The following is an 8,654-nucleotide window of genomic DNA, read 5'->3' as shown; positions in this document are numbered from 1 at the left end:
CTTCGGAAAAGACTTGATCGGTCTTTCCAAGAATCACGCGGTGGCCGCCTCACATCGGTGCAACACGCCCATCAGGGCCGGGGGTTACACCACGCTATTGGACGCAACCCGGCAGTGGTTTTGACCGATGGCGGCAAGCATTTTTGAACAGCCGTAGCCCCCCTTTGGTGGCGTTGCGTGCCGGGGGTTCCCTTGTCCATCCCTCGTGTCGTTACGGGGAGAGCCCCATCCTTCCGCGGTGAAATGGCGATGCCAATCGTCTGTATTTCACCCGTTGTGGGAAGGAAGGGGCTTATTGTGAAGTCTCCAGGAGTGTTCATGGAAATTTTAGCTGCAAATGATTTGACCCGGTCGTAACGGGATGCCGCGAAGATCTGCGGTGTATGGCACAACACGGTGCGATCGTATGTGAAGGCCCGTCAGGACGGCGCGCAGGCGCCGGCGGCCCGGCACAACGCGGCCGGATGACCGACCCGTTCCTGCCGCAGATGGCCTCCTGGGTGGAGCAGTCCCGCGGGAAGATCCGCGGCGACGTCGTGCATGAGAAGCTCCTGGCTCTGGGGTTCACCGGGTGCGAGCGAACAACACGGACCACGCTGGTTGAATTGAAGTCGAAATACCGGGCCCGCAACATGCGCGTGCACCCGCCCTGGACCCCTGAGCCGGGTCTGTGGCTCCAGTACGACTACGGCGTCTGCCGCTGATGACGGTGCTGCTGGTCGAGGTGCGGGGCACGCTGGCGCTGGCGTCTCTGCTGCTGCTGCTGTACCTGTTGGCGGTGGTGGTGATCGCGGTCGTCGGGGGCACGTTGCCGGCGGTGCTGGGCGCTGTGGTGTCGTTCGTGCTGGCGAACCTGTTCTTCCGGCTGCGCCCGACCCACCGGGACCTTGCGAGGCGGCGGCGCTGGCGCCTCAGCGCCTGACGGACCGTGCGCCGGTGCACCTGATGACGGACGGCCGGCTGCCGGATCGACAGCCCCTCACGCCGGGCATCCCCACGGATCGCCTCGAATCCACCCCGTCCTAGTGGGGCCAGTTCACTCCGTCCTAGTCAAGCGTGCACCGCATCTTCGCCTCCGCCGGCTTGGACGTCCTTCCTGGAAGGCCACATGCACGCTTGGCGCGCTCGTCCGCCGCTACGGGCAGTTCGACGCCTGCGAGGACGCCGTCAAGTCGGCGGTCAGGTCTGATCCGGCCGCGCGGGGTCGTCGCGCCAGCGCTGTCCGATGGACCGCATCAGCTCCGGGTACACGACGAGGTGGCGAAACGGTGCGATCGCGGCCATGTAGATCGTCCCGAAGAGCCCGTTCGGCTTCACCAGCACCGCCATCTGGCCGCGGTGCCCGCCGGCGCCGTCGGGGACCCAACTCAGGTGCAGGACCGCGTGTACGGTCTGGTTGGCCAACTCCCCGACCCACTCGTGGTCGGTCAAGTAGACCGGGGTGAAGGAGAGGTTTTCAAACCTCGGGCCGGTCGGCGCGTCGCGCAGGTCGGCTGGCAGCCGGTCTCGCAGTGTCGGCACCCGGGTGCCGATTCCGGAGTCCCGGTTGTCCCAGCCGAGGAGTGTCCCGACCTGGTGGCGGATCGCGAAGAGGGCGCGGGCGGCCGGGGACCGGAGGGTCGACTCGTCGAGCGTAGCGATTTGCCGTATCAGCCGCGAAAAGTCGCCAGGGCCACCAGGTGTCGGTAACGCCCACACGTCCTCCAGGCGGAAGTCGTGGGCGATCTCGTGGATCCGCCAGGGCCGTGAGGTGTGCGCGGTCTGCGGGATCCTCATGACGTCGGCAGCTCGACCGCCGCCTGGTCGTCGCGCCGGGCGGCGACGAGCGCGAGGGTTCCGAGGGCCAGGACCAGCCAGAAGGGGGAGGTGGGCAGGAGCACCAGCGACGGCACGGCGAGCCCGAGGGTCCACCAGCCCACCAGGGCGGGGATTCGGCCGGTCCGGCGGGGAACCCAGCGGGTCAGGGTCGAGGCGTTGGTCATGCCTTGATCGTATCAGCGTCGGGCAGTGCAGCGCGTCGCTCGCGGGTCGTCGGCATCTGCTACCAGAGCCGGATTTCGCGGGCTTCAGGTCATCCTCGAGGATGACGGCTACCGCGGCGGATGGCCGGGGCGGATCAGGCGCCGCTCGTAGGCCCAGATCACCGCCTGGACCCCGTCGCGCAGCCCCAGCTTCGCCAGCACCCGCCCGACATGGGTCTTGACGGTGGCCTCGGACAGGTACAGTGTGCCGGCGATCTCCGCGTTGGACTCCCCGCGCGCCATCGCCAGCAGCACCTCGCGCTCCCGTGCGGTCAGCGGGGCGAGCGGGTCGGGGCCGGGCTCGGGTACCGGGCTCGGGTACCGGGCAGTCGGCCAGCATGCGGTCGACCAGGCGCCGGGTGGTCGGCGGGGCAAGCACCGCCTCGCCCCGATACACGGTGCGGATCGCCGCACACAGCTCCCCAGCGAGGGCGTCCTTGAGCAGGAACCCGCTCGCGCCGGCGCGTAGCGCGGCGAACGCGTACTCGTCCAGATCGAACGTCGTCAGCACCAGCACCTTCGGCGCCGCCGGTCGCACGGTCAACTGCCGGGTCGCCTCCACCCCATCCAGCACGGGCATCCGGATGTCCATCAGCACCACGTCCACGGCGCTACCCGCCAACCGGTCCAGGGCCTGCGCGCCGTCACCGGCCTCGCCGGCTACGGCCATGTCCTCCTGCGACTCGAGCACCATCGCCAGGCCGGCCCGGACCAGGGCCTGGTCGTCCACAATGAAAACCCGGATCATCGCCACTTCCCGTTCGCCTCCCCGGTGGCCGCGATGCCGGACGTGGGCAACACCGTGCGCACCTCGAAGCCGCCGCCGGGCTTCGGGCCGGCGGCGAGCGTACCGTCGAGCACCGCGACCCGTTCCCGCATGCCAATCATCCCGTGCCCGGAGGCATTGCCGGGTGCCACCGCGCCACCCCGTTGTCACTGACGGTCACGATCAGCTCGCGCGCATTCCAGGCCAGGCGCAGGTCGGCGCGGGCGCCGGGCCCAGCGTGGCGCAGCGTGTTCGTCAGGCTCTCCTGCACCAGCCGGAACGGCGTCAGCTCGACGGCCGACCCCACCGGTCTCGCAGTCCCCTCGTCGGTGCGACGCACGGTCAAGCCCGTGGCGCGGACCCGGTTCAGCAACTGCGGCAGGTCGGCGAGAGACGGCTGCGGACCTGAGCCGCTCGACTCCGAGCCCTCCGCCCGAAGCATGCCGAGCAGCCGCCGCATGTCGGCCAGCGCGACCCGGCCGGTTGCGGCAATCGTGCCCAGTACGGTGGCCGCACGCTCCGGCGACTTCCCCGCGACCAGCTCCCCGCTCTGAGCCTGGGTCACGATCACGGCCAGCGAGTGGGCCACGATGTCGTGCATCTCCCGAGCGATGCGTGCGCGCTCCTGTGTAAGCGGCAACTCTAAACTGACCGGAGTCGGAATATCTGACTGACCGTTCGCGGCAGTGGTTTTGACCGATGGCGGCAAGCATTTTTGAACAGCCGTAGCCCACCTTTGGTGGCGTTGCGTGCCGGGGGTTCCCTTGTCCATCCCTCGTGTCGTTACGGGGAGAGCCCCTTCCATCCGCGGTGAAATGGCGATGCCATGAGAGGGGTCGTCCCGTAAGTCCCGTCCGAGAAAATACCCGGTGAAGGGAGGGCGGTTTCTAGTGGTCGACGCCTCAGATGACTCTCCGGCGAGGTCCAATGCCCGCGCTCGGCGATAGAACGTTGCTCGAGTCATTCCAAGATCGCGGTCAACCGTTGTCACTGGCTCTCCACCGTCGCTGAGTCGACGCGCATTACGGATTTGGCTGTCGGTGATGATCCGCGGGCGCCCACCGAGATCCTTGCCGGCTTTGCGGCGTTTGTTGATGGAGTCGATCACACGTTCTCGTTTGATTTCGTGTTCTATCTGTCCGAGTGCAGCCATGATCGTGAACAGCATGGACCCCATCGGTGTCGCAGTATCGACATCGCCGCCGCTCAGGTTGAGTACGCGAAGGCCGGCGCCGCGACCGCGGAGCTCCTCGGCGAAAGCCAGCATGTTCTGCGTCGATCGGCCCAGCCGTTCCAGCGTCGTGATGACGAGAGTGTCGCCGTCGTGGAGTGCGTCGAGCGTCCGGTCGAACTGGGGCCGTGACGCTTGCGCGCCGGAGATGCCGTGGTCGACGTAGAGGTCGTCACGCCGGACGCCAGCGGAGAGGATGTCGATCTGTTGCCGGTCGGTGGACTGCTGTCGCGTGGACACGCGCGCGTAGCCTGTGAGTCGCAGCCATAAATGGCACGATTATTGCAATGCTTTATGGCCGATGATCTGCTTCCGTAGGACCATCCGTGTCCAAAAGTGTCACGAGCGGAGGTCCGGAATGCCGCGGCCTTGTCGCGGTGTGTCACACAACCTGCGTGCTGTGGCTTGAGCGTTTACGTGAGTAGGCGCGCGCGGCGCGGACCCGGTCGCCGCACCGGGTTGAGCACCATTGTCGTCGGGCGTGGGTGCGGACGAAGAACCGTTGGCAGGAGGTTGCTTCGCAGGACGCGAGCTGCGAGGCTTGGTCGCCACTGAGTAGCGAGGCGGCATCATCGGCAATCATGGCCATGACGTGTTCTACGACCTGAGTCACCGGGTGGTCCGCGCGACGGATGAATCCCGCCTGTGGGTCGAACCGCAACAGCAGAGCGCCGGGAACACAGGTTAGGGCGGTGTTCAGAGCGTGTACCGCGGACGTCGTGGGGACGTCTCCGGTGGTGTGAGCGGTGAAGAGATCGCGCAGATCCGCGCGCAGCGCCACGAGCCGGCCTCGGCAATATTCGTGCAGGACAGCTTCGGGTCCGATGAGATCACGTGCCATCAGCCACGCCTCGGCGGCCTCTGGAGTGCTCATTTCGTCGTAGCCTTTGCCGCCCGCAGCGTCACCTGCGCTATTGACCAAGGCGAGGCTCGGATGTTCCTGGGCGCCCGGCGCGGCGGCGAGCGGTGTTTCTGACATGGTTATCATGTTATCAGTGTCTTTTAAACATGAGACAGATGCTAGGCTCACATCATGTCAAAAAGAGCTTTTTCCCATGAGGAGTTGCTGTGAGGTTGGGTCGTCCATCTGGCGCGGCGGCGTTCGCCCTGTCTGTTCTGTCCGCTGGCGGCACCGGCGTCGGGATCACCGCTGAGGAGAGGCTCGAGGGCACGATCTCGCTTGCGCGGACCGCAGATCAACGCGGCTTTCATAGGTTCTGGATGTCTGAGCATCACGGGATGGGAGCGACCTCTGTGTCTTCGCCTCCGTTGATGATCGCCCGCCTCATCGCAGAAACGATGCGCATCCGTCTTGGAGCTGGAGGGGTGATGCTGCCTAACCATTCCCCGTTGCTGATCGCCGAGCAATTCGGAATGTTGGAGGCGCTGGCCCCGGGCCGGATCGATCTCGGCCTCGGTCGAGCTCCAGGCACTGACGGGGCCACTGCCGCCGCGTTGCGCCGGGGAGCGGACGCCAATGACGGATTTCCACAGCAAATACTGGAACTGCTCGGGTTCCTGGCCGATGACTTCCCGTCCGGGCATCCGTATCGACAGGTCCACGCGGTACCGGGCCCTTGGCAAGCGAAGGAAAACCGGGTGACCGCACCTTCGAGGACGCCGCAGATGTGGGTGCTGGGCTCCTCACCGTACTCGGCTCAACTGGCCGGGCAGCTCGGTCGACCCTATGCGTTTGCGCTGCAGTTCGGCGACGCCGACGTCGACACGGCCATTCGCGTCTACCGTAAAAGCTTCCAGCCCTCCGACGTGCTCGCCGAGCCACACACCCTTATCAGCGTGCCCGTGGCAATCAGCAACGACCCGATCGAGGCCAAGCGGCAGTCGGCAACGTCGGCAATGGCGATGCTGCGCATGTTCAAGGGCGAAGGTTACCTGCTGCTGCCCCCGGACGAGGTCGAGGCCTACCAAGCCACGGTGCAGGAGCGCCATATTCTCGACGCCTATACCGACCGCAGTCTCCACGGCACGCCCGATACGGTCGCCGCTCGTATCGAAGCCCTACAGGAGCGCACCGGCGCCGATGAGGTGATGCTCGTCGTTGGCGGTCACTCTGCATCGCTCGACCAGGAAGGAATCAGCCTGATCGCCAATCACTACGCAATGCCCCACCTAGAAACATCGCTCGCGGCCGCCGCGCAGTAGAACCCACACCCCGCATTCCACACATCCACGACCAACCCTCCCTGAAGGAGAACCCCATGTCCACACCACGCCGAGCTCTCATCGTCATCGACGCCCAACAGGAATACTTCGACGGACTGCTCCCCATTCAATTCCCGGCCCGCGGCGACTCCATCGCCAGCATCCAAACCGCGCTCGACGCGGCCCAGCAAACCGACACGCCTGTGGTGCTCGTCCAGCACGAGCTCCCGGCGGACGCCCCCGTATTCGCCTACGGAGCACCGACCTGGCAGAACCACCCCACGGTAGCCGCCTATGAGAACGCCGCAGCTAAGCGCATCAGCAAGCGGTTTTCCAGCATCTTCGCCGACACGGACCTTGAAGTCTGGTTGCGCGAGCAGAACATCGACACGATTACGCTCGCCGGCTACATGACCAACAACTGCGTGGTCGCCTCCGCTGCAGCTGCCGAGCCCCTCGGCTTCGCCGTCGAAGTACTCGCGGACGCGACGGGGGCAATCGACCTCGCTAACGAGGCCGGTACCGCACCCGCACGCCAGGTCCACGAAACCCTCATGGCGTTACTGCACTCGAACTGGGCCGCCGTCACCGACACCGCGATCTGGGCCACCGCACTCCGTACAAGCGCGACGCTGACCAAGAGCGACCTGGTCACCTCCGCCGCTCAAGGCCGCAGCACCCGCTAAAAAACAGGAAGCGGTCCTTCCATCCCACCCGCAACACCCCCGGACCATCTCTGGCGTGGTCCGCTACCAGCCGCGCAGATCCCGCCGCGCTGGGGGCGGGCCCGCCGGCGAACAATCGCCAACGTGCCCACTTCCGAACCGTGCCGACGTCTCGATGGCGGTGATCAGCTTGGGTGAGACACAGGCCGTCCAGAAGCTCAACCTACAAAGAATCCGATCATGACCAACCCCAAAGCCTGGCTACTTCTGATTCCCGCCGTCCTGGTTGAAGTGACAGCCTCACTCGCTCTCAAGGGCGCCCTCGAGCACCCCGCCCTCTACGTCGTCGTTGTCATCGGCTACCTCAGCGGATTCGTCCTGCTCGCCGCGATACTCCGCACGGGCATGGCCCTCTGGGTCGCATACGGAATTTGGGGAGCGAGCGGCGTCGTACTCACCGCCGTTGGCTCTCTCCTGATCTTCGGAGAACCGATCACCACTCTCATGGCCGTCGGCATCATCGTCATCATCGCCGGCGTCCTCTGCGTTGAACTCGGAGCTCAAGCAGCCCACAAGAAGCCAGCGACCGTCTGATGGCCTACCTCCTCCTCGTAGGCGCCATCCTGTTCGAGGTCTCCGGCACCATCAGCCTCCGCCTCGCCATCGACAACAGGCGCTGGTACACGGCAGTCGCGATCGGATACCTGGTTTCCTTCAGCATGCTCGGACTCGCACTCGCCCAAGGAATGCCCGTCGGCATCGCTTACGGCATTTGGGCCGCAGCCGGCGTCGCCCTCACCGCCATCCTGTCCCGATTCCTGTTCAAGGATCCCCTCACCCGGCTCATGAGCCTCGGCATCATCTTCATCATCGGAGGCGTCCTCCTCATCGAACTCGGCGCACCCCACTGACCACGCCCGGCCAACCCCTAGCGAACGATGACAACTGCGGTGGCCTAATCCACAACATGCGATATGGCCTCGATAGCTCTATTCAACCCAACGCGCTCTGGACCCGTTTCCGCTCTTGCTCAGGGCGCTGTCAATCTCTTTCTGCGATGCGTTCACGCCACCACGCTGACACAAGTTCATCGACAGGCGGGAACCCGCTGGCAACTTTCATGAACGACCGTCCATGAGACAGATGAGGCAGTTAATTCAAGAATCTATGAAGTTGGTCGGTAAGTGGCGGTGTTTTGTGATGGCTTTGTGGCGGTTGCGCCGCACCTCAAGGGGGATTCACCGTTCGCCTTGGCATGAGTTGCTGATTTTCGGAATGGTTCCTGCGTTGGTGCGTGGTCAGGCAGGGTTGGTGGTGTCCGCTTTGGTCTTGATCTGCAGGGGCTCGCCAGATTGGGTCGCTTGCGTTGTGAAGTTGGCCCACGCCCTGTCCTCGATGCTGAAGGTTTCGAGGAGGTGGCTGAGGACGGCGTCGGTGACGAGAGCGACCCGTGCGGGGTTTTCGTCGATTGTCTCTTTGACGTCCTCGCCGGCGATCCCGCATCCCCGCGTTCGTGAGGCTCCAACGAAGCATCGTCAAACACCGTGTTGCGATCCTCGCCTCGATCGAACACAGTCTCTCCAACGGCCGTATCGAATCCATGAACACCAAGATCCGACTCCTGACCCGCATCGCGTTCGGCTTCACTTCACCTGACGCCCTCATCGCCCTCGCCATGCTCAGCCTCGGCGGCCACCGACTGTCAACGTCGGGTAAAAACTGACCCTCTATCGTCGATTGAATTTTGACCCCTCGGGTTGGTCTTTTTGGTTTAGTTCGCGCCTGGTTGGGGTTGCTGCTCGAGCAGT

11 protein-coding genes and 3 pseudogenes are annotated in these 8,654 nt (G+C 65.0%); 7 read left to right on the top strand and 7 right to left on the bottom strand.

Features of this window, described 5'->3' with window-relative positions; genetic code table 11:
* Window positions 1–464 precede the first annotated feature (464 nt).
* Both E3T28_RS00180 and E3T28_RS00175 read left to right on the top strand, forming a co-directional pair.
* Window positions 465–704 carry a hypothetical protein gene (locus tag E3T28_RS00180; RefSeq protein WP_134426750.1) on the top strand — a complete coding sequence of 80 codons (240 nt, stop codon included), beginning with the start codon at window positions 465–467 and terminating at the stop codon, window positions 702–704.
* A complete protein-coding gene (locus E3T28_RS00175) occupies window positions 704–922 on the top strand; it encodes a DUF4118 domain-containing protein (RefSeq protein ID WP_166786875.1) in 219 nt (72 codons plus the stop codon). Before E3T28_RS00180 ends, E3T28_RS00175 begins: the two co-directional genes overlap by 1 nt.
* A 257-nt stretch (window positions 923–1,179) precedes the next feature.
* Here E3T28_RS00175 and E3T28_RS00170 read toward each other — a convergent pair whose 3' ends face one another.
* From E3T28_RS00170 to E3T28_RS00150, 7 genes and pseudogenes are all read right to left on the bottom strand, one after another.
* Window positions 1,180–1,776 (bottom strand): DUF2867 domain-containing protein, encoded by a 597-nt coding sequence (locus E3T28_RS00170; RefSeq protein WP_134426746.1) that lies wholly within the window; start codon window positions 1,774–1,776, stop codon window positions 1,180–1,182.
* On the bottom strand, window positions 1,773–1,982 hold the full coding sequence (locus E3T28_RS00165; protein WP_134426745.1) for a DUF6463 family protein: 210 nt from the start codon (window positions 1,980–1,982) through the stop codon (window positions 1,773–1,775). Before E3T28_RS00165 ends, E3T28_RS00170 begins: the two co-directional genes overlap by 4 nt.
* Window positions 1,983–2,090: 108 nt before the next feature.
* A pseudogene (locus E3T28_RS00160) lies at window positions 2,091–2,769 on the bottom strand (response regulator transcription factor).
* Complete coding sequence (locus E3T28_RS17505; protein WP_255575819.1) at window positions 2,766–2,900, bottom strand: hypothetical protein; 135 nt, start codon at window positions 2,898–2,900, stop codon at window positions 2,766–2,768. The pseudogene E3T28_RS00160 and the gene E3T28_RS17505 overlap by 4 nt, the downstream one beginning before the upstream one ends.
* A 5-nt stretch (window positions 2,901–2,905) precedes the next feature.
* A complete protein-coding gene (locus E3T28_RS16680; protein WP_277613347.1) occupies window positions 2,906–3,559 on the bottom strand; it encodes a sensor histidine kinase in 654 nt (217 codons plus the stop codon).
* Window positions 3,560–3,712: 153 nt separating this feature from the next.
* Window positions 3,713–4,282, bottom strand: a pseudogene (locus E3T28_RS00155) (recombinase family protein); the annotation flags it as partial.
* Window positions 4,283–4,400: 118 nt separating this feature from the next.
* Window positions 4,401–4,997 (bottom strand): CGNR zinc finger domain-containing protein, encoded by a 597-nt coding sequence (locus E3T28_RS00150; RefSeq protein ID WP_241979089.1) that lies wholly within the window; start codon window positions 4,995–4,997, stop codon window positions 4,401–4,403.
* Between the two features lie 89 nt (window positions 4,998–5,086).
* Here E3T28_RS00150 and E3T28_RS00145 point away from each other — a divergent pair, with 89 nt between their 5' ends.
* The 5 genes and pseudogenes from E3T28_RS00145 to E3T28_RS00125 form a co-directional block, all read left to right on the top strand.
* Window positions 5,087–6,181, top strand: coding sequence for an LLM class flavin-dependent oxidoreductase (locus E3T28_RS00145; protein ID WP_134426741.1), 1,095 nt, complete (start codon window positions 5,087–5,089; stop codon window positions 6,179–6,181).
* A gap of 56 nt (window positions 6,182–6,237) precedes the next feature.
* Window positions 6,238–6,867 (top strand): isochorismatase family protein, encoded by a 630-nt coding sequence (locus E3T28_RS00140; protein ID WP_134426739.1) that lies wholly within the window; start codon window positions 6,238–6,240, stop codon window positions 6,865–6,867.
* Between the two features lie 219 nt (window positions 6,868–7,086).
* Entirely contained in the window at window positions 7,087–7,440 is a 354-nt protein-coding gene (locus tag E3T28_RS00135) for a DMT family transporter (protein WP_134426737.1), read from the top strand.
* Entirely contained in the window at window positions 7,440–7,757 is a 318-nt protein-coding gene (locus tag E3T28_RS00130) for a DMT family transporter (RefSeq protein ID WP_134426735.1), read from the top strand. Before E3T28_RS00135 ends, E3T28_RS00130 begins: the two co-directional genes overlap by 1 nt.
* A gap of 578 nt (window positions 7,758–8,335) precedes the next feature.
* A pseudogene (locus tag E3T28_RS00125) lies at window positions 8,336–8,569 on the top strand (transposase); the annotation flags it as partial.
* Window positions 8,570–8,654 lie beyond the last annotated feature (85 nt).

The organism is Cryobacterium sinapicolor, assembly GCF_004403465.1.
GTDB lineage: Bacteria > Actinomycetota > Actinomycetes > Actinomycetales > Microbacteriaceae > Cryobacterium > Cryobacterium sinapicolor.
This window is presented reverse-complemented; position numbering and strand designations above follow the sequence as displayed.

Excerpts from the sequence above, each read along its gene's own strand:
- E3T28_RS00180 (WP_134426750.1), top strand. The coding sequence starts at position 465 with ATGACCGACCCGTTCCTGCCGCAGATGGCCTCCTGGGTGGAGCAGTCC.
- E3T28_RS00175 (WP_166786875.1), top strand. The coding sequence starts at position 704 with ATGACGGTGCTGCTGGTCGAGGTGCGGGGCACGCTGGCGCTGGCGTCT.
- E3T28_RS00170 (WP_134426746.1), bottom strand. The coding sequence starts at position 1,776 with ATGAGGATCCCGCAGACCGCGCACACCTCACGGCCCTGGCGGATCCAC.
- E3T28_RS00165 (WP_134426745.1), bottom strand. The coding sequence starts at position 1,982 with ATGACCAACGCCTCGACCCTGACCCGCTGGGTTCCCCGCCGGACCGGC.
- E3T28_RS17505 (WP_255575819.1), bottom strand. The coding sequence starts at position 2,900 with ATGCGGGAACGGGTCGCGGTGCTCGACGGTACGCTCGCCGCCGGCCCG.
- E3T28_RS16680 (WP_277613347.1), bottom strand. The coding sequence starts at position 3,559 with ATGGACAAGGGAACCCCCGGCACGCAACGCCACCAAAGGTGGGCTACG.
- E3T28_RS00150 (WP_241979089.1), bottom strand. The coding sequence starts at position 4,997 with ATGTCAGAAACACCGCTCGCCGCCGCGCCGGGCGCCCAGGAACATCCG.
- E3T28_RS00140 (WP_134426739.1), top strand. The coding sequence starts at position 6,238 with ATGTCCACACCACGCCGAGCTCTCATCGTCATCGACGCCCAACAGGAA.
- E3T28_RS00135 (WP_134426737.1), top strand. The coding sequence starts at position 7,087 with ATGACCAACCCCAAAGCCTGGCTACTTCTGATTCCCGCCGTCCTGGTT.
- E3T28_RS00130 (WP_134426735.1), top strand. The coding sequence starts at position 7,440 with ATGGCCTACCTCCTCCTCGTAGGCGCCATCCTGTTCGAGGTCTCCGGC.